We start from the raw sequence: 19,689 nt of genomic DNA on the forward strand, positions 1-19,689 counted from the left end.
AGCGAAGCGCGCGAATGCGACAGGAAAAGGAAGACGAGATCGAACGCGACCAAACCAGCATACAAAGCAAAACGTCGGCGATTCTGCCGGTGAACCAGGTAGGCACGCCACATCAGCCAGGCGCTGGCCGCCGCCAGGATGAACCCCAAGTGGTTGGGGTTCACGGTCAAACCAGCATAGAGAAACTCGCCCGTATCAAGGCTCCCCTCGATTTGCCCCGTGGGCGCAGCGGTCAAGGCAAACACAGCAAACAGCCAGAGAAAATCCAATGTCTGCGCTCGTTCGTGACGCATCACCCAGGAATAACCGGCAATCAGCATCGTGGTGCTTACCCAGATAAAAACCAGCGACTTGGCGAGTGAAATCTGCGGCACCTCAGACCACGCAACGGTCATGAGCCCCCAGAAGGCATAAACCAGAACCGCCCAGAACAGAGGATGCCCCAACACGCCAAGCACATCGCGCCCACGGTAAACCAACAGGAAAAATAACAACGCGGCCAGAAAGCCCCAGCGCGTTGTGGTGTTGAAAATACCGTTGACGAAGGTAATGCCAGAGCCGATGAATGCCAGCAGACTTAGCGGGATGATCAACTCCCCCGGTTTGAGAACGCGGCCATTCTCGCCTTCGCGCACCAGATCGTCCACGCATCCCACCCTATCCGTCGCGATCACCGCTAGGCTGGCGGCCATGGCCTCGTTGATGACGAGTCCCCAAGGTTCCACGCGAGAAGGCAGGACAAACACATCCGCGCGACTATACGCATGTATCAAAGCATTACCCGAAAGCCGCCCGAGATATTCGACAGCGGGGTGGGTACGCGCAGCGGATTCTATTAAGCGGCGCATACTGCCATCACCGACGATTATCAGATGGCTTTTCCGGCTCTCCTTGGGCAAATCGACAAAGGCGTCCAGTAGATCTTGAATCCCCTTGTGCGGTTCCAGGCGACCGACGTAGAGAAACACCGTGGGTTTGTCACTGCATGAGGCAGAAGCTGCCTCCGCGCGATCACGATCAACCTGTTCCATGACTCAATCCGCCGACGAGTTGAGCGCCGGGATGGACGAGATCGAAAAAGAGGTCATGGACATTCGCGGGCTGTCGGCTTCCAAACCGGTGGAACGGCAGTTCATGACCAATGACGAACTGCGCGACTACAATCTCAATAGCTTTGAGGAAGATTACAGCCGCGAGGAAGCGGAAGACGACACCCGAACCCTGGTCGCCTTTGGCTTGCTCGACCCGTCGTTCGAGTTGTATGACTTCTACCTCGACCTGTATTCTGAAAACATCCTCGGCTTTTACGACGATGAGGCCGGGGAGGCGGGCAAGCTGTTCATCATCACCGAGAGCGGGCGGCTGGGCGCAGTGGAGCGCGTGACGTTCGCCCACGAGTTTCAACATGCTCTACAAGATCAGACCTACGGCCTCAAGGCCCTCGGCCTGAGCGACGAGGGCTGGGAGGCCGACTCGGAAAAATCCGCCGCCGCCCAGGCGCTGGTGGAAGGCGAGGCCATGGTGCTCGAAGGGCTGTGGCAGGAACAATACTTCACCCAGGCCGATTGGGATGAATACAATGCCAACGCCTACGCCGACCCGGACTCGGCCTACTACCGCGCGCCCGCCTACCTGCAAAAAGATTTCTACTTCCCCTACGACCAGGGCTTCCAATTCGTCAAGCGACTCTACGACCGGGGCGGCTGGGCCGAGGTGGACGCCGCCTTTGCCAACCCGCCCCTCAGCACCGAGATGATCCTGCACCCAGAAAAGTTTGACTCAGGTGAAGTTCCGCAAATCGTGGCCGCGCCCGTCCTCACCGACACCCTCGGCGCAAACTGGCGGCAGATTGACACCAACGTAATGGGCGAGTGGTACACCTCACTCATCCTTGAACAGAAAATTGACGAGGGCGAGGCGGCAGATGCCGCCGCCGGCTGGGGCGGCGACCGCTACACCGTCTCTTACAACGACTCCGCTGATCAAACCGTCGTCGCCTGGCACATTGTCTGGGACACGACGAGCGACACCGAAGAATTTGTGGATGCCTTCCAGCAGTACGGCGACGCCCGCTTTGGCGGCTCGGCAAAGGTTGGCGAGGGAAGTTTGTGCTGGCTGGACGGTAGCGCCTGCCTCTACTTCGCCCCGCAAGCTACGCTGTGGATTCTTGCACCCGACGCGGAAACGTTGGAGAAGGTGAGAGAGGCGGTTGATTTCTGAGAGGCTTATTGCGTATTCAGTATTGCGTATTGCGTAGTGAGTAAACGATACGCAATACGTATTCGCCGCTTCGACACTTTGATGCTCGACTTCGCCCGCATCCACGCCCTGCTCTTCGACCTGGACGGCACGCTAGCCGACACCGACGATGCTTACATCGCCGCCGTCGCCCGCATCATCCAACCCTTCCACGTTCTGTTTCCGGGCCGCAGTCCCACCCGCTTTTTGCGCTGGGGGCTGATGACGACCGAGACGCCCCTCAACTGGCTGATGACGGTTCCCGACCGCCTGAATCTCGATACGCTCCTGGCAACCGCCACCGACACTTTGTATCGCCTGCGCGGGCAAGGCTCGGCCAAACGTTTTCTGCTCATCGAAGGCGTCAGGCCGATGTTGGAGAGTCTGGCCGCCCGTTATCCGCTGGCGCTCGTCACTTCCCGTGACCGTCGCAACGCCGAAGGGTTTCTGGAGCAGTTTGAACTGCGCCCTTATTTTCAAGTTGTGGTCTCGGCCCTCACCGCGCCCCGTATCAAACCACACCCGGCCCCGGTTTACCATGCGGCCCAGCAACTCGGCCTGCCGGTTGAAAACTGTGTGATGATTGGCGACACGACGATGGACATTCGGGCGGGCCGCCGAGCTGGGGCGCAAACAGTGGGCGTGTTGTGCGGCTTTGGCGAGCGAAGGGAATTGGAGCGAGCGGGAGCGACTCTGATTTTGAACAAGACTGCCGAGTTGACGGATGTGTTGTTGAAGCAACCGGCTTGGGAGAATTGAGTGCCTGATTCAAAAGAGCCTATCAAGGCCATCCTTCACGATATCCTCAGGGCCTCGCCCCACATCACGGCGGCGGCAGTGGTGCACTTGAGCGGATTGATCGTCGTTTCGGTGATGCCGTATTACGTGGAAGAAGAGCGCGTGTCGGCCATGTCGGCGGTGATGCTCCTGCTGGGCGAGCGCCTGACCGGAGCCATGAAGAACGGCCAGCTCAACAAGGTGTACGTTCGGGGCGAAACCGGCCACACCGTCATCACGGCAATCGGCGAAGAGGCAGTGTTGTCCATCAATGCCAGCGATGAAGTGCCGCTTGGCTTGTTGTTTATTGAGATGGAACTGGCGGCTGAGAAATTGAGGGAGTTGGTGTAGAGGGAAACCCTTTCCCTACTCTTGAACCAAATCGTAGACGACTATCACAATTGGCAACAGGATTGCCAGCGCGATCAGACCCGGCCCCGCCGCCGGAATAAACTCCCTTTCAATCGTCTCTGCTAAAGTAACGCCTATCAACCAGGTGTCGGCCACCGCGGTCAACCCCAGCCCGACGATGACGCCGACGCTTCCCCATAACGTTGCCAGCGCCCACTGCTGACGATTGGGAAAGGCAAAGCGCAGAGCAATAGCCAATCCTGCGCCGATCAGAACCGAGAGGCCCATGAGGAATGAAAGTTGAGTCGCCGGGCTGGCGAAGAAAAAGGCGGTGGCGATGAGTCCGCCCGCCCCGGTGATGGCCGTTGCCACGTCGAGCGACTGTTTTTCGTCGCTCATCAGAGTCGCCATCCCAGCTACGAGTCCAACAATGCCGTGCGCCACTGCCCAGTGCGGTGAGACGAGTCCCGCAAACAACTCGCCCACGATGGTGCCCGCCGCGCCGGTCATGAAGCCGACCGCCGGGCCGAACATGAAACCGAAAAAGACCGGCACGACCAGCGCCGGTTTAAGCGTCACCTGGCTGAACGACGGGAGGGTGAATGTTTGCCCGTTGAACAGCCAGGCCAGCACGCCGTAAACAATTGCGCCCACGACCATCAACACAATTTGACGTGAGCCGACCGTCCAATCAAGTGATTCGGCGGTGGCATAAGCGACGCCAAGCACCAGCATCAGGCCGATGATGGCCGTGAGCACACGCGGCTGAACTGCCGCCGGGCTGATGTCGAGGAGCGACTCATCCTGGCTCTTGATGACCGAAGCGATGAAATAGGCGACGACGACGAGCGCCAACAGCGCAACCAGGCAGGCGGCGAGGCCTTGCAAGTTCTTCAACGAGTTTGTCATTTCTATTTGGCTCCTAAAGTGTCATTCATGCTCAACCCAACTGTAAGCGTATCGTTCGTCTTCACACTCCAGCGCGAAAGCTGTGACGTGAAGCGGGTGGAAGGTGTCGCACATCACCGCCAGTTCTTCCGTGCGCGCCTTGCCGATGCTGGCTTCTGACGTGCCAGGGTGCGGGCCGTGCGGCAGGCCGCCGGGGTGCAGGCTGAAGTCGAATTGCTCCACGCCCTTGCGGCTCATGAAGTTGCCTTCGGCGTAATACAGCACTTCGTCCGAGTTGACGTTGGCGTGATTGTAGGGCGCGGGAATCGCCAGCGGATGATAGTCGAACATGCGCGGCACGAATGAGCAGATGACGAAATTCCAGCCCTCAAAAGTCTGGTGCACTGGCGGCGGCTGATGAACACGCCCGGTGATCGGCTCGAAGTCGGCAATGTTGAAGGCGTAAGGGTAGAGGAAGCCGTCCCAGCCGATCACGTCCAGTGGGTGATGATCAAGGATGTGGCGGTGAAACTCGCCGCGCGCCTTGACTCGCACCTCAAAGTCACCCGCCTCATCATGGGTCTCCAACTCTTTCGGCACCCGGATGTCGCGCTCGCAGTAGGGGCTGTGCTCGAGGAACTGGCCGTACTCGTTGCGGTAGCGTTGAGGCGGCTCAAAGTCGTGGGCCGACTCAAAGACCAACATCCGGTGGCCGGCGCCCCGAAGTTCCATCCGCCACGTTGTGCTGATCGGAATATTGAGATAGTCGCCCGGCCCGAAGTCCAGCTTGCCAAACTGCGAGTGAAGCGTGCCTTCGCCTTGATGAATGAAGTACAACTCATGCGCTTCGCCGTTGCGGTAATGATAGCTCATGGACTCAGTCGGGCGGACGACGGCCATCGTCACATTTTCGTTGCCCAGCAAAACCCGCCGCCCGCTGAGTGGGTCGCCGCCTTGTGGAACATCCTTGCTCTTGAACAGCCGGTGGCGGAGCGGGCCGTAATCCACGTACTCCACTTTAGCGCTGCCCAGCGTTTCGGCGTGCTTGATCTGCGTGGGCTGGTGGCAGTGGTAGAGGATGGACTGGATGCCGGAGAAGCCTTTGGTGCCCATCACCTGCTCGCGATAGAGCGAGCCGTCCGGCTTGCGGAACTGGGTGTGGCGTTTGGGTGGGATTTGGCCGAGGGTGTGGTAGAAGGGCATAACCTATTCCTCCTCAGGTTCCTCATCCGTTTCAACAGGAGAGAAGCCGGATAAAAAATCTTGAATCCGAGTAGTAGCCAGTTTAGTCTTCAAATAGCTTTCTATTTTGCCGTCCGGCATAGAAGCGAGCTTGTGTTTGTAGCCCAATCGCGCTTCGAGACGTTGAGCCAAATCCCTCAGCCAATATCGCATGCTCATCTGAATAATTTCCGCTCCGATTTTATCGGCAGCCCTGCGGGTTTTGCTGGTATTGGGCAGGCGATCCACTACAATAAAAGTTTGTGAGGCGTGTGTTGTGCCGCCGATCTCCATCTCTCGGGCATAGCGTGTAAGTTTATCCTTTGAAATCTCCGAATTTCCTGGGCCGATGAAACCTATATCAAATCGGGCCAACTTGCCGGGCTGGTACAGCAACGTCGCATCGCATTCTCGCGTATCGGAGCTATCAGCCAGCCAAAAGACTTTGTGAGTTTTCGTGTTGGTTGTGCGCCCAACCAATTGGAATCCAAGCACGGAAAGGGCTGAACCAAGCACAAGCCGTTCAAACAACTTGCCATAGGTAGATTTATCTGAGCCGCGTATGGTAAGGGTCAAGCTTCCGATCGCGGTGGTCAGACGCGCAATATCCTCCCACCCCATTTCAACCCTGTTGCCTTTCTTGTCTTCAACAAACCCCAAAGTCATTTTGAGGTCGCCCATGTCTGCACGGCATTGTGCCGCTGAGGCTTGAATGATGCTTTCAAATTCCGCAACATAGGCTGCTCGCTCTTTAGGATCGCTTCTGAGAACATTCTGCACTGATTTTCCAGTCAGTCCAATGACCCACTGAGCCAGCCAAGTGCTGACTTTGTCATTTCTCTTCGTCTCTTCAAGTTGTTGCACAGCCATTTTTGATAGCTGACTAGAAAAATCATCAACTTCACTGAAACCGCGCGCGAATAGAGCTACCATAGCGCCGCTAATTTGTGCAATACGTTGCCGGGTCAACGGCTCTGTCTGTTTGCGAATGTTCTCCCCCATAAGAACACTCAAGACAGCTCGTTTGGCGGTCTCTAAGCCTATCCGTTCAATGAACTCTTTGCCGCCCCCCGTCAATAGAATTCGGCCACTCTCTGGGAACAAGTCGTTTAGCGAAACTTTATCCACGTTTCCGACTCCGTTTCACATGATATTCTCGAGGCTTCTCAAACAATCTGAGAGCGGGGGCTGGGGCCGTGCAGTTAAGCCACAGGATGTTTTCAGAAGCTTTGCCAAGCCAAGAGTCAACTGAGCCTTTGATGAGTTCGATGTAATCAGGGTTGATGTCAAATAACACGAACCGACGGCCCAGCTTTGCCGCCGCTGCCCCCACCGTGCCAGAGCCTGCAAACGGGTCCATCACCACGTCGTTTTTGAAGGAATAGTATTTGATGACTTTCTCAGCCAATTCCAGCGGAAAGGCAGCGGGGTGCTTTGAATTGGTTGCGGGTTGAATACGCCAGATGTTGGTGCGCTCATAATCGTCGTCGATCTTGGAGTCAGCTACTAATTGTCGGTCGGGGTGAGTGCGAATATGCCAGTCAATCAACATATCTGTCTGTTTGCGATAAACAAGAACATATTCGGTGACTGGCACGGCCTTGTATTGAAGAGGGTTTCGGTCAGCCGCAAACCGACGGCCTCGCCCGGTTGCCCAACCAGCGCCTTCAGGCTTGACCCAGATAATATCGTCTATGAAATCAAAGCCTTCTTCGATAAAAATTCGATGTAACTCAAAAGGCACCGCTATCCGTTTAGACGACTCATTCCGGCTTGCCCGCCGTATAAGAACAGGAGCCGTATTCATCACCAAGAAACGGCCTTCACCCAAAATTTTATGTGCTCGGCGTATTACTTGGCGCATTTCAAACAGGTACTTTTCATATTCTTCATATTCACTATACTCAGGGCGAGCGTTAAAGTAGGGGGGCGAGGTGAAGATAAGATCAACAGAACCCGCTGGCATTTCGTCTATGAGGTCAACACAATTTCCTAACCCAACTGTGTTGCGGAGCGGCGAAAGAGTATACTCAGCCTTTGATTTGTGCTTGTGAGCCACTGACCCATTGCCTCGCTGAAGCAGGCGGGCCTCTAAAATTTCGGGCTTGGTCGTCTTGTGGTAGAGAATCTCTGTTGTATAAGCATCTATAACGACTTCACCGATTTTGGCGTTTTGCTGGTCGCAAAGAGGTACGCGCCAAACATGATACCGATCATCAACTTCCGGGAGCCCTAGTTTGGCGGCTTTTTTCAGATCGATTTCCGAGAGCCAACCATCGGTGATCTCCCTTGCTTGAGCAACCGTTGTCACTAAATATTTACGAGCTTCAGAAACTAATTGCCTTTTTCGTGTCATGCTATTCTATTCCTCAGTATCCCCAACCTCTCAATCTCCAACTCCACTACATCGCCCAGCTGAAGCCAGGGGCCTTCGCCTTTGGTTAGCTCCAGCAGGCAGCCGGTGCCTACCGTGCCCGAACCCAGCACATCGCCGGGCAGGAGGAAGGCGTCAGCCGAAGCGCGCTCGACGATCTGGCCGAACGACCAGTGAATGTCCTTGAAGTTGCCGCGTGAGCGTTCGACGCCGTTCACCCGCGCCGCCATCTCCAGGTCGAACACGCCGGGCTTGCCCGTCGCCCGATCGCGCAATTCGTCAATCGTCACCAGCCACGGGCCAAGCGAGGTGGCAAAGTCCTTGGCCTTGGCCGGGCCGAGCATCTTCATCTCCTTGCGTTGAACGTCCCGCGCCGACCAGTCGTTCATGATCATATAGCCGAAAATATACTCTTCCGCTTTCTCTGCCGGGATGTCGCGCCCGGTCTTGCCGATCACGCAGGCGATCTCCAACTCGTAGTCGAGCGCCTGCGTGTATTTTGGACAAGGCACTTGTTCGTCGTGGCCGAAAATAGAATTAGGGTTGGTGAAGTAGAAGGCGGGGAACTCGTACCACTCCTCAGGCACTTCGCGCCCGCGGTTGGCGTAAGCGGCGGTGACGTGGCCCTCGAAAGCGTAGAAGTCGCGCAGACTCATGGGGCGCGGCAAAGGCGGGAACAACTGCACTTCGTTCAGCCGCCACCCCACCCTGGCCCGGTGCGCTCCTTTCACCATCGTCGGGTCAACGCCGTCCAGCACGTTGAGCAGATTCCGGGCGTACAACCACGCCGGTTGCCCGGCATGAATCAGCCCAAAGACAGAATCCGGCAATGGCTCCGGCGGCAGGCCGCGCGCGCCCTGCGCCCAGCTTTGGGCCGCGTGCAAGTCAATCACCACATCGTCAAGCACCGTGCCGAGCCGGGCTTCGCGGGGAGAGTCGGGAGTGACAAAGGTAACGAGTTTCATTTTCGATTTTGGATTTTAGATTTTGGACTGCAATCAGCAATCGAAAATCCCAAATCTAAAATCACAAATTCCCCCGCTTCGCTTGCTCAATCTCAATACTCTCAAACAGCGCCTTGAAGTTGCCCACGCCGAAGCCGCGCGCGCCGCGCCGCTGGATCACTTCCAGGAACATCGTCGGGCGATCTTGAATCGGGCGGGAGAAAATCTGCAGGAGGTAGCCTTCATCGTCACGGTCGGCCAGAATGCCCAGGTCGGCGATGTCGTCGTAGCTCTCTTTGATCGCCCCGATGCGATCAGGCAAAGAGTCGTAATAGGCTTGCGGCACGCGCAGGAACTCAATGCCCCGGTCACGAAGCTCACGCACCGTCTTCACAATGTCGCCGGTGATCATGGCGATGTGCTGGACTCCGGGGCCGACGTAGTAATCGAGATATTCTTCGATCTGGCTCTTCTTCTTCCCCTCCGCCGGCTCGTTGATGGGGAACTTGATTCTTCCATTGCCGTTACCCATCACCTTCGACATCAGCGCCGAGTACTCAGTGTGGATCACCTTGTCGTCGTAGTGGACGATCTGGCGGAAGCCCATCGTCTTGTGGAACCAGTTGACCCAGTAATTCATCTTGCCCAGTTCGACGTTGCCGACGATGTGGTCAATAGCCGCCAGCCCGGTGGGAACCGTTGTCTTGTCCTCAGGCAATGGTTTGTAAGCGGGCTTGAACGCTCCGGCGTAGTCAGCCCGATCCACAAACTGGAAGTGCGTCTGGCCGTAGCCTTGAATGATGGCCGTGCGAATTGCGCCGTGATCGTCGCGGGCCTCGGTTGGCGGTTGGAGGCCCTTTGCGCCGCGAGAGGTGGTCTCGCGAAAGGCGGCTTCCACGTCGTCCACTTCCATGGCAATCGTCTTCACCCCATCGCCGTGCAAAAGGTGGTGGGCGGCCATCTCGTCGTGCGGCGAGTAGGGCGTGCTGAGCACTAGTCGAATCTGGCCCTGCTCCAGCACCCACGAGGCGAAGCGGCGGTTGCCCGTCTCCAGGCCGCTAAAGGCAACGGGCTTGAAGCCGAGCGCCTTCCAAAAGAAGACGGATTGCCTGGCGTTGCCCACCCAAAGCTCGAGGTGGTCAATGGCGTTGATTTTCAGGAAGTCGGCCTCTTCATGCATGGGCCGTTCAACAGCAGGGGTCATCGGTTGGGTGGTCATGTGGGGGAGCCTCCTTCGTGATCAAGATTACCACAAATCGCCATCTCTTCGCTATTTGCGAATGAACCGGCTTGGACTAGAATAGTGGTCAGTCTCCCGGAGAAAATATATGAGCAATATCATTACCCTTATGACCGACTTCGGCCTTCGCGACGGGTTCACCGCCGTGATGAAGGGGGTGATTCTCAACATCACCCCGACCGCGACCCTCATTGACGTGACTCATCTGATCTCACCACAGAACGTGCGCGAAGGCGCGGTTGTGTTCGGGCGCGGCGCGGGGTATTACCCGGACGGCACGATTCACATTTGCGTGGTTGACCCCGGCGTGGGCACGGCTCGCCGCCCACTGGCCGCCCGCTTCGGATCGCAAATTTACGTCGGGCCAGACAACGGCCTGATTACGTTGATGCACGCCCGGGCCAAACGCGAAGGCTGGCTGATGGAGTTCTATCATCTGAACCAACCCCAATATTGGTTGCCGGAGATCAGCAACATCTTTCATGGGCGCGATATATTTGCGCCCGCCGCCGCCCACCTGGCCGGCGGCGTCCCCTTAGACTCGGTCGGCTCGCCCATTACTGATCCTGTGCTATTCCCGCTAAGTCCGGTAGAATCAACGCCGAGCGGCGCGCGCGGCGAAATCATCCACATCGATCACTTTGGCAACATCGCCACCAACATTCGTCAAACAGATATTGCCGGGTTGGGTGAGGTAAAGGTAACTGTGCGCGGCGTGGAGATGCGCGGCCTGGTGCGCACCTTTGGCGAGCGCGCGCCGGGCGAACTGGTGGCCCTCATCAACAGCGTCGGCGAACTGGCGGTGGCTGTCGTGAACGGCAATGCCGGGCAAAGGCTGGGCGCGCAGATCGGCGACACAGTTGAAGTGACTCGATTATCGTAATCACCGTATCATGACTCATGGAAGGCCAGGTACTCCTGTACGGCGCGGATCCTAAAGACTACTCTCTAGCCAAACTGTCAGGGATTGTCGGGACGCTTTTACAAGACCCAGAGAAACAGATTCTGGGCGCGCACGTAAAATCGGAAGTGAGCTTTGGGCCGGAGAACCTGGGCCTGCCCGCCAGTGAGGTATGGGAGCGTGTGGATGAGGCCCTCAACCGCCTGGACATCATGTACTTGCGCGACCGCGAGACCTTCTCGATCTCCGGCGGCGAAAAACAAAAAGCGGCTCTGGCTGGATTGTTGGCGATGCGGCCTTCTATTCTGTTGCTCGACGAACCGCTGGCCTCGCTCGACCCGGCCTCGGCGCGTGAGGCGCTGGCGGTATTCCGCCACCTGGCCGACGAAGGCTCCACGATCCTGCTGGTGGAGCATCGCGTGGAAGATGCGCTCAACGCCCGGCCAGATCGCATTCTCTATCTAAAGGAAGGTGAGGTGCGATATCTGGGCCGGCCTGATAACCTGGCCGAGGTGGTGGACTGGCACGAGGTGAAGCTCCCGGCCCAGCAAGTGATGCAACGCGTGCGCGCGACTGGAACCCCCACCCCGCCGCCCGCGCCCGCTGACCGCAAACTGCGAACCTGGTATGCCTCACCGCTGATTGTTTTCGATAACGTGTCGTTCGCTTACGGCGACGGGCCGGAGATTTTGAAAAACGTCTCGCTTGAGATTCGCACCGGTGAGACGGTTGCCATCCTCGGCCCCAACGCCGCCGGCAAGAGCACGCTCATCAAACACGCCATTGGCCTGCTCAAGCCGCGCAAGGGCCGGGTGCTGGTGGACGGCAAGGATACGCGGGAACTGTCGGTGGCTCAAATCGCGCGCACACTCGGCTATGCCTTCCAGAGTCCCACGCACATGCTCTTCGCGCCGACGGTGAAAGAAGAGCTTGCCTTCGGGCCGCAAAACCTGGGATACAAGCCGGAGGAAATTGACAAGTCAATCACCGCTTCCCTCGACGCTCTCAATCTGGCCGGCCTGGAATCTTATCCGCCGCTCTCGCTCTCGTTCGGCCAGCAGAAGCGGGTGACGATTGCCTGCGTGGCCACGATGCGCTCGAAGATTCTGGCCCTCGACGAGCCGACCGCCGGGCAGGACTATGGCAACTACATGTCGTTCATGGACAGCATCCTCGGCGCCGACAACACTGCTGACGGCAATAAATCGCCGCTCTCGAATTTTGACGCCATGCTGTTCATCACCCACGATCTCGATCTGGCCGTGACCTATGCCACGCGAGCGATCCTGGTTTCCAACGGCGCTATCGCCGGCGACGGCCAACCCGAAACCGTGTTGAAAGATTACGACCTGCTCAAGCGCTGCCGGGTGGTGCCCACCTCTTTGCTCGACGAAAACCTGAGGTTGCTGCCCAAGACCCACAAATTCCAGCGGGCGGAAGTGCTGGCCGGGGTGAAGTAACCCTCTCCTCCCCTATGTTTGCCTTTCAACATCGGGAGGGCCAGGGTGGGGGTGTATCTTTTTGGCGTGAATGGGGTTGCATGTAATGGGCAAGCAGGATGGCCGGGGAGGCTTGAAACAACATCCTGAGAACACTCGTATCTTCAGCAACCTTTATCTATCTTTCACACAGGAGGAGAAATCTAATGGACAAGAGCAATATGTGGAAGTTCGGCACGCGCGAAATCGTCTACTCCGCTATCGGCGCGGCGCTGTACGGCGTTTTGAACTGGGTATTCAACAATCTCCAATTACCCGGCACGTCACTGGTTTCCATTCGCCCGCCGGTCGCCATTCCGATCTTCATGGGCATCGTGTTCGGCCCGTGGGTCGGCCTCTTCTCAGGCTTCTTCGGCAACGTCATCGGCGACCTGCTCTCCGGCTACGGCTTCTTTTGGGCCTGGGACGTGGGCAACGGCTTGATCGGGTTGATCCCCGGCCTTTTGCCATATATGGGTATCACCGAGATCAAGACCAGCCGTGACTACGTGATGGCCGCTGTGGCCGCCGTGGTGGCCTCGCTCGTCGGCATCGCTTTCCCAGCCCTGATCGCCGACCCGTTCATTTTGCGTAACATTGACTTTGCGGGCGGCCTCACCACCGAGTGGCTTCCGGCTGGCGTCACCGATGCGGTCAACGGGGCTATTCTTACCCCAATTCTGCTCTACGCCTGGAATGCTTTCCGTTCTCGCAGTGGGCGTTAAAGATCACCCCTTTCCTCTTTCCCATCCAAGTGATGGGAAAGAGGCACCTGAATAATGTTTGCTTCTTTTACCTACCTCCCCGGCCACAGCTTCATCCACCGGCTTGATCCTCGGACCAAGTTGCTTGCCTTCATTTTGATTATGCTTGGCACAATCGTCGTGGACGATGTGCGCGTTCTGGCGGCGTTGCTCGCAATCTCATTACTCTATTATGCCTTTGCCAACCTGTCTCTGCGCTCGACCTGGAAAGCGTGGGCGGTCGTGCTCTTCTTCTCGGTGGTGCTGATCGGTTTATTTAGCACGACATTGTTTGGAAGACCACCCTCGTATGTCACCACCTCTCATCCGTGGTTCTCTTTTCCGGCCGTCAGTCTGCCCTTTGTCGGCACGGTTCAACGGACCATTACCTGGGAATTGGTCTTCTTTGGCATTGCGCGCGTTTTGCGCCCGCTCATCATCATGGCGACGATCCTGCCCTTCACCTTCACCACCAGTCCCTATCTTTACGGCGTTGCCTTCCGCAAACTCGGCCTGTCAGACGGCGTCTCGTTCGCTCTCGACCTTTCCCTGCGTTACGTCCCGACCATCGCTCGCGACTTCTTCATCACTGTAGATGCTCAACGCGCCCGGGGCTACGAGTTGGAAGTGAAAGGCGGCGGGGTGTTCAATATGATCCGCCGGGCCGCGCCCCTCATCGTGCCAGTGACGATCAACGCCATCGCCGGCGGCGAAGACGTGGTGGAAGCCATGGAACTGCGCGCCTTCGGCGTAGGCCAGCGCACCTGGGCCGACGCCGGTTCGCTTCGCTACACCCGCGCCGATTATTTCATCCTCGGCGCGGGTCTCGTCATCCTCATTACCTTGATCCTTCTCACCCGCTTCACGTCCTACGGCCCCTACTGGTTCCCCGTAAACTGGTTCGAGTAAAGCCCGACTCTTCAAGCAGTTTCTTCACAAAGGCGGCCCGACAGGCCGCCCTTTGTGTTATAGTTTTAATCACGATGGATCACTACGCCATTCTGGACGTTCCTCACAACGCCTCGCCGGAGCAGATCAAAGCCAGCTACCGCATCCTGGTCCAGCTCTTTCACCCGGATCGTCTTCAACACGTCAGCCCGGCGGTGCGCCAGTACGCCGAAGAGCGCCTCAAGAAGATCAACACCGCCTACTCGGTGTTGAGCAACGCCGAAAAAAGGGCCAAGTACGACGCCGAGAACGGCGCTTCCCCGGCCTCCGCCGGACGGCAGGGCAAGTCGGCCAGGACGGCCCAACGCGAGCGCGGGCCGGAACCGGCTTACAGTTACTACACCCGCCCCAACGACGATGTCGAAGACTGGCTGAGACAGGAGAGCGAGTGGCGCGAATTTCAAGAGGCCGAGGCCCGCCAACACCGGGCCAAACGCGAAGAAGAACAAAAGCGTAAAGAGGCCGAAGAGCGGGCCAAACGCGCCGCCGCCGCCAACTTCCCCAGAGTGCGGCCACAAGAAAATAGCCTGGTGTTGCAGTTCGCGCCGGGGTTATGGACAACGCTGGTGCGCGTGCCGGCGGGCGAGTTCATCATGGGCAGTGACCCGGCTCACGACACTTCGGCCCGCGAAGACGAACTGCCGCAACACGCCGTTTATCTGGCCGAGTATTACATCGGCAAGTATCCGATCACCAACGCCCAGTATCAGGTCTTCATGGAAGCCACGCATCCGCGAAAGCTGGGCGAAACGCATCGCTGGCAAAGCCCACCGGGCAAAGAGAATCATCCGGTAGTGAGCGTCACCTGGGATGAAGCGGCGGCCTTTTGTATGTGGCTGAGCCAGGAGACGGGCTACATCTTTCGGCTGCCGACCGAGGCCGAATGGGAGAAAGCCGCCCGCGGCACGGATGGCCGCACCTTTCCCTGGGGCGAAGGCTGGGACTTCAACCGGGCCAACGCCCTCGAAATGCGGCCCAGCGCCACCCCGGTCGGCCAGTTCTCGCCCGACGGCGACAGCCCCTACGGCGCCGCCGACATGAGCGGCAACGTGTGGGAGTGGTGCGCCGACCGCTACAACGGGAAAGAATACCAATCCCGCAAACGGCGCGTCGTCAAAAACCCGCACGGGCCGGAGGACGGCGAGGGTTGTGTGGTTCGCGGCGGCGCGTTCGACACCAGCGCCCGCCACATCCGGTGCGCCCACCGCAACTGGCATTACCCATTCAAACGCCACCACGATGTCGGTTTCAGAATTGTGGCCTAGCCGCGCTGTGCTATACTCGTCGCAACTTACGAGACCTTAAGGGTCTCAACCCCTTCACTTCATTACGGGATGCTTCGCAAGACCCTTAGGGTCTGGAACAATGACCGACGACACTTCGCAACCCAACCCAGCCGAGAACACCGGCGGCTCAACCAACATCAATAACACCACCCAGGGCGGCATCGGGTTGGGTGAAGGAAGCCAGGTGACGATTGGCAGCGGCGACCTGACCGGGCGGGACAAGATCAGCGCCGGACGGGACGTGGTGCAGGTGGGCGCCGGGGCTACCGTCATCATCGGGGCGGCCCCCTCTGCCCCCGAAGAGGAAGCGCCCGCCCCCGGCAACCCGCCCTTCAAGGGCCTGCAATACTTCGACGAGAATGACGCCGAGTGGTTCTTTGGCCGCGAACATCTGGTAGCCAAGCTGGTGGGCCGGTTGCGAGACAACCGTTTTCTGGCCATCGTCATCGGCGCTTCGGGCAGCGGCAAATCGTCCATCGTCCGCGCCGGCGTCATCCCGGCCCTCAAACGCGGCGAGACGCTGGCCGACGGCACACCGCCGCCGGAGAACAGTGGCCGCTGGCCCATTCACATCATCACCCCCACCATCCATCCACTGGAGTCGCTGGCCGCCAGTCTCACCCGGGATTCCGAATCCGTCACCGCCACCACTACCCTCATTGACGATCTGACTCGCGACCCGCGCAGTCTGCACCTGGCGGTGCGCAAGGCCCTGAGCCGCAACCCGGCTAGCCGCCTGCTGGTCGTCGTCGATCAATTTGAAGAACTGTTCACTCTGTGCAAAGATGAGCCTGAACGCAAAGCCTTCATTGACAACCTGATCACCGCCACCGACCCCAAGGCCGACGGGCCGACGAGCGTCATCATCACCATGCGCGCCGACTTTTACGCCAACTGCGCCGCCTACGCCAACCTGCGCGACGCGCTGGCGCATCAACAGGAATACATCGGCCCGATGAGTCCGGCGGAACTGCGGCGGGCGATTGAAGAACCGGCCAAACACGGGGACTGGGAGTTTGAAGAGGGGCTGGTTGATCATCTCTTGCACGAGGTGGGCATCAACGACGACGACGATCAGCCCGAACCGGGCGCACTGCCTCTGCTCTCGCACGCCCTGCTCGAAACATGGAAGCGGCGGCGCGGGCGCAAGATGACGTTCCGGAGCTATGACGAGTCCGGCGGGGTACGGGGGGCGATTGCCAAAACCGCCGACGCCGTTTATAAGAGCCTCGACGCCAACCAACAGACGATTGCCCAACGCATCTTCCTTCGTCTCACCGAATTGGGCGAGGGCCAGCAGGACACCCGCCGCCGCGCCGACCTCGCCGAACTGATCCCCAGCCCTGAAGAGGCCGACACGGCGCAATTAGTGCTTAAGAAGCTGGTGGACGCCCGCCTGGTGACGACTACCGAACACACCGTCGAGGTGGCCCACGAGGCCCTCATCCGCGAGTGGCCCACCTTGCGCGAGTGGCTGGCCGAGAGCCGTGAGCGCCTGCGCGTCCAGCGCCAGATTACCAAAGAAGCGCGCGAGTGGGAACAACAAGGCCGCGACACGGTTGATCTGCTTCAGGGCTTGAGGCTGATTCAGGCCATTGAGTTTGCCGAGGAGAATCCCGGCGAGCTGAGTCAACTGGAGCGCGCCTTTTTGGAGGCTTCGCGCCAGGAGGCCCAGCACCAGCAGGCCCAACGCGAGGCTGAGCGTCAGCGCGAACTGGATCGGATCAAGGAACTGGCCGAAACGCGCCAGCACCAACTGGAGACCGCCACCAAACTGGCCGAGACGGAAAAGAAAAACGCCGAAGAGCAAACGCGCTCCGCTGCCAGACTGCGCCGCTTCGCCGCTTACCTGGCTGGCGCTTTTGGCGTGGCTTTGCTCATGGTGTTCATCGCCGCGTATTTTGGCAACCAGGCCCGCCTGACCTCGGATGCCAATGCCAGCCTGGCCGATCAAAAAGCCGCCCTGGCCAGCACTGCCGAAGCCGACCGCGCTTCGGCGCAGACACAGGAAGCGGTGGCTCAGGTCGCCAGCAACCTGGCCGCGTCGGAGCAAAAAATCGCCGAGGTCGAGCGCGACCGCGCCGACAAGCAGGCCCAAGTCGCGCTTTTGAATCAACTGGCGGGCGAAGGCAATGGCCGCCTCTCCACCCAGTTCGATCTGGCTTTGCTCCTGAGCATTCAAGGCAATAACATCGCCAGCACGGTTGACCTCAAAGGCAGTCTGCTCAACGGCCTTGAATACACCCCGCCCCTCAAGAAATTCCTGCGCGGCCACACCGCGCCGGTCAAAAGCGTCGTCTTCAGCCCCGACGGCAAATTGCTCGTCTCTGCCGGAGATGAAAACGATATTTACCTTTGGGATGTGGCGGCGCAGAAACAGTCTGGCTCTCCCCTCAGCGGCCACCAGAATCATATTGCCAGCCTCGCCGTGAGCGCCGACGGCGCGCGAAGCGTGCTGGCTTCGGGCGACGCTGGAGGCCGAATCTTCTTGTGGGACATGACAGCGACCCCGCCGCAAAAGCTCGCCGAGTTTGGTGTCGGAGATAAAACAGTTTGGGCGCTGGCTTTCAGCCCGGATGGCAAAACCCTGGCCTCCACTAGTGGCAACAATATTCTTCTCTGGGATGTTTCAAACTTACCGGAAGGTGTGAAGCAAATCGGCCAGCCCCTCACCGGCCACAGCGCCGAAGTGCTTACCCTGGCTTTCAATCCAAATGGCGATACGCTGGCCTCTGCCGCCGGAATTTTTGATAACAGCATCATTCTTTGGAACGTCGCCACCCAAAAACCGATTGGCGAGCCGCTCAAGGGCCATGCTTACGGCGTTCACAGCGTGGCCTTCAGCCCCGATGGAAAGACGCTGGCCTCCGGCAGTGAAGACACGCGGGTGATTTTGTGGGACGTGGTCACACAGAAGCAAATGGCATCGCTTGAAAGACACCGGGCCACCGTTTATAAAGTCGCCTTCAGCCCGGACGGCAAGACGCTGGCTTCCGGGAGCGCCGACAGCACAATTGTGTTTTGGGATGTCAGCCGGAGCGATCGGCTGGGAGCGCATTTGAACACCTTCACCGGGCATAGCAGCACGGTTTACGATCTGGCCTTTGACTCCACCAGCAGTCTGTTTGCCTCCGCCTCAGCCGATACGACCGTGATCTTGTGGGACACTTCAATTCGCTCATCGCTAGGCAAGACTCTCGACGGTCACAAGTCCATCGTGCGCTACGTCGCCTACAGCCCGGACGGAAAACTGATCGCCTCGGCCAGCAACGATCCCAGCGTGATTTTGTGGAACGGCGAAACGGGTGAACCCATCGGCCAGCCGCTGGCGGGACACCCTCTCACCTTCAGCCGCAACAATGCCGAGATCACCAACAATATCAACGCCGTCGCCTTCAGCCCAGACAGCAAGACCCTGGCCGACGGTGGCCGTGACGGCAAGATTGTTCTGTGGAACGTGGCCGACCCGGCCAGCCCACTACAAATCGGCGGCCCCATTGACGCCCACACCGACCGGGTGTGGAGCGTGGCCTTCAGCCCCGACGGCCAAACCCTGGCCTCCGGCAGTGAAGACAAGACCATCAAGTTGTGGGACTTATCGGACCTGCCAAATGTCAAACTGATCACGACGCTCGACATTGCCGCTGGCGGCCACACCGACACGGTTCGCACCGTTGTCTTTCGGCCCGACGGGAAAATGCTGGCCTCCAGTGGCAAGGACACGACGATCAAGTTGTGGGATGTGTCGGACTTGCAGAGCGTCAAGCTGATCGCCACTCTCAGAGGCCACACGCGGGAAACCGTCAACGTGGCCTTCAGCCCGAACAGCCAACTGCTGGCCGCCGCCAGCGAAGACCAGACCGTGACTCTGTGGGACGCGGCGGCCCCGACCGACGACGACCGGCCCCGCAAACGGCTGGCCGGCCACACCTCGTTCGCGCGCGCGGTGGCCTTCAGCCCCGATGGCAAAATTCTGGCCTCGGGCAGTTCCGATGCCAACATTATTCTATGGGATGTGGAAAGCGGCGAGCGGATTGGCCCGCCCCTCGTCAGCCACACCGACTGGGTGCGCGGCATTTCCTTCAGCCCCGACGGGACAAAGCTGGTTTCGGGCAGCAGCGACTCCAAAGTGATCCTGTGGGATGTGAGCCTGGCTTCGTGGCAGAAGCGGGCCTGCGACATCGTGGCCCGCAACCTGACGCAGGAAGAGTGGAAGCACTACGTCCCGAATCGGCCTTACGAGCAAACCTGCGCGGATTACCCGCCGGGTCAATAAAAACGGGGCGGCTGAGTTGATCAG

Annotated in this window: 16 protein-coding genes; 9 read left to right on the forward strand and 7 right to left on the reverse strand. The window is 58.9% G+C overall.

Annotation, left to right across the window (positions count from 1 at the left end; genetic code table 11):
* Positions 1 to 1,031, reverse strand: a 1,031-nt coding sequence (locus HYZ49_01115; protein ID MBI3240881.1) for a glycosyltransferase family 4 protein, incomplete at its 3' end; no start/stop codon positions are given.
* Here HYZ49_01115 and HYZ49_01120 point away from each other — a divergent pair.
* Genes HYZ49_01120 through HYZ49_01130 form a run of 3 tightly spaced genes read left to right on the forward strand, consistent with a single transcriptional unit; the run spans position 1,030 to position 3,366 of the window.
* Entirely contained in the window at positions 1,030 to 2,220 is a 1,191-nt protein-coding gene (locus tag HYZ49_01120; protein MBI3240882.1) for a hypothetical protein, read from the forward strand. The genes HYZ49_01115 and HYZ49_01120 overlap by 2 nt on opposite strands.
* Positions 2,221 to 2,256: 36 nt before the next feature.
* Positions 2,257 to 2,997 carry an HAD family hydrolase gene (locus HYZ49_01125; protein ID MBI3240883.1) on the forward strand — a complete coding sequence of 247 codons (741 nt, stop codon included), beginning with the start codon at positions 2,257 to 2,259 and terminating at the stop codon, positions 2,995 to 2,997.
* On the forward strand, positions 2,998 to 3,366 hold the full coding sequence (locus HYZ49_01130; GenBank protein MBI3240884.1) for a roadblock/LC7 domain-containing protein: 369 nt from the start codon (positions 2,998 to 3,000) through the stop codon (positions 3,364 to 3,366).
* 15 nt (positions 3,367 to 3,381) lie between these two features.
* Here the strand turns inward: HYZ49_01130 and HYZ49_01135 are convergent, their stop codons facing one another.
* From HYZ49_01135 to hppD, 6 genes are all read right to left on the reverse strand, one after another.
* A complete protein-coding gene (locus HYZ49_01135) occupies positions 3,382 to 4,275 on the reverse strand; it encodes a hypothetical protein (GenBank protein MBI3240885.1) in 894 nt (297 codons plus the stop codon).
* Between the two features lie 21 nt (positions 4,276 to 4,296).
* Entirely contained in the window at positions 4,297 to 5,457 is a 1,161-nt protein-coding gene (locus HYZ49_01140) for a homogentisate 1,2-dioxygenase (GenBank protein MBI3240886.1), read from the reverse strand.
* Between the two features lie 3 nt (positions 5,458 to 5,460).
* Positions 5,461 to 6,603, reverse strand: coding sequence for a CfrBI family restriction endonuclease (locus tag HYZ49_01145; protein ID MBI3240887.1), 1,143 nt, complete (start codon positions 6,601 to 6,603; stop codon positions 5,461 to 5,463).
* Complete coding sequence (locus tag HYZ49_01150) at positions 6,596 to 7,831, reverse strand: site-specific DNA-methyltransferase (protein ID MBI3240888.1); 1,236 nt, start codon at positions 7,829 to 7,831, stop codon at positions 6,596 to 6,598. The genes HYZ49_01145 and HYZ49_01150 overlap by 8 nt, the downstream gene beginning before the upstream one ends.
* Complete coding sequence (locus tag HYZ49_01155) at positions 7,828 to 8,814, reverse strand: fumarylacetoacetate hydrolase family protein (protein ID MBI3240889.1); 987 nt, start codon at positions 8,812 to 8,814, stop codon at positions 7,828 to 7,830. Before HYZ49_01155 ends, HYZ49_01150 begins: the two co-directional genes overlap by 4 nt.
* Positions 8,815 to 8,875: 61 nt before the next feature.
* A complete protein-coding gene (gene hppD, locus HYZ49_01160) occupies positions 8,876 to 9,973 on the reverse strand; it encodes a 4-hydroxyphenylpyruvate dioxygenase (protein MBI3240890.1) in 1,098 nt (365 codons plus the stop codon).
* Positions 9,974 to 10,121: 148 nt separating this feature from the next.
* On the opposite strand from hppD, the gene HYZ49_01165 reads away from it, so the two are divergent.
* The 6 genes from HYZ49_01165 to HYZ49_01190 all read left to right on the forward strand — a co-directional run bounded on the left by HYZ49_01165 (position 10,122) and on the right by HYZ49_01190 (position 19,665).
* On the forward strand, positions 10,122 to 10,916 hold the full coding sequence (locus tag HYZ49_01165; protein MBI3240891.1) for an SAM-dependent chlorinase/fluorinase: 795 nt from the start codon (positions 10,122 to 10,124) through the stop codon (positions 10,914 to 10,916).
* A gap of 17 nt (positions 10,917 to 10,933) precedes the next feature.
* Positions 10,934 to 12,394, forward strand: coding sequence for an ABC transporter ATP-binding protein (locus tag HYZ49_01170; protein MBI3240892.1), 1,461 nt, complete (start codon positions 10,934 to 10,936; stop codon positions 12,392 to 12,394).
* Positions 12,395 to 12,594: 200 nt separating this feature from the next.
* Entirely contained in the window at positions 12,595 to 13,137 is a 543-nt protein-coding gene (locus tag HYZ49_01175; GenBank protein MBI3240893.1) for an ECF transporter S component, read from the forward strand.
* A 54-nt stretch (positions 13,138 to 13,191) separates the two neighbouring features.
* Positions 13,192 to 14,064: an energy-coupling factor transporter transmembrane protein EcfT gene (locus tag HYZ49_01180; protein MBI3240894.1), complete on the forward strand. Its 873-nt coding sequence runs from the start codon at positions 13,192 to 13,194 to the stop codon at positions 14,062 to 14,064.
* A gap of 74 nt (positions 14,065 to 14,138) precedes the next feature.
* Positions 14,139 to 15,368: an SUMF1/EgtB/PvdO family nonheme iron enzyme gene (locus tag HYZ49_01185; protein ID MBI3240895.1), complete on the forward strand. Its 1,230-nt coding sequence runs from the start codon at positions 14,139 to 14,141 to the stop codon at positions 15,366 to 15,368.
* A 100-nt stretch (positions 15,369 to 15,468) separates the two neighbouring features.
* The gene (locus HYZ49_01190; protein ID MBI3240896.1) at positions 15,469 to 19,665 is read left to right on the forward strand and encodes a hypothetical protein; all 4,197 of its coding nucleotides are present in this window, start codon (positions 15,469 to 15,471) and stop codon (positions 19,663 to 19,665) included.
* Positions 19,666 to 19,689 lie beyond the last annotated feature (24 nt).

This window comes from Chloroflexota bacterium (assembly GCA_016197225.1).
Lineage (GTDB): Bacteria > Chloroflexota > Anaerolineae > Anaerolineales > VGOW01 > VGOW01.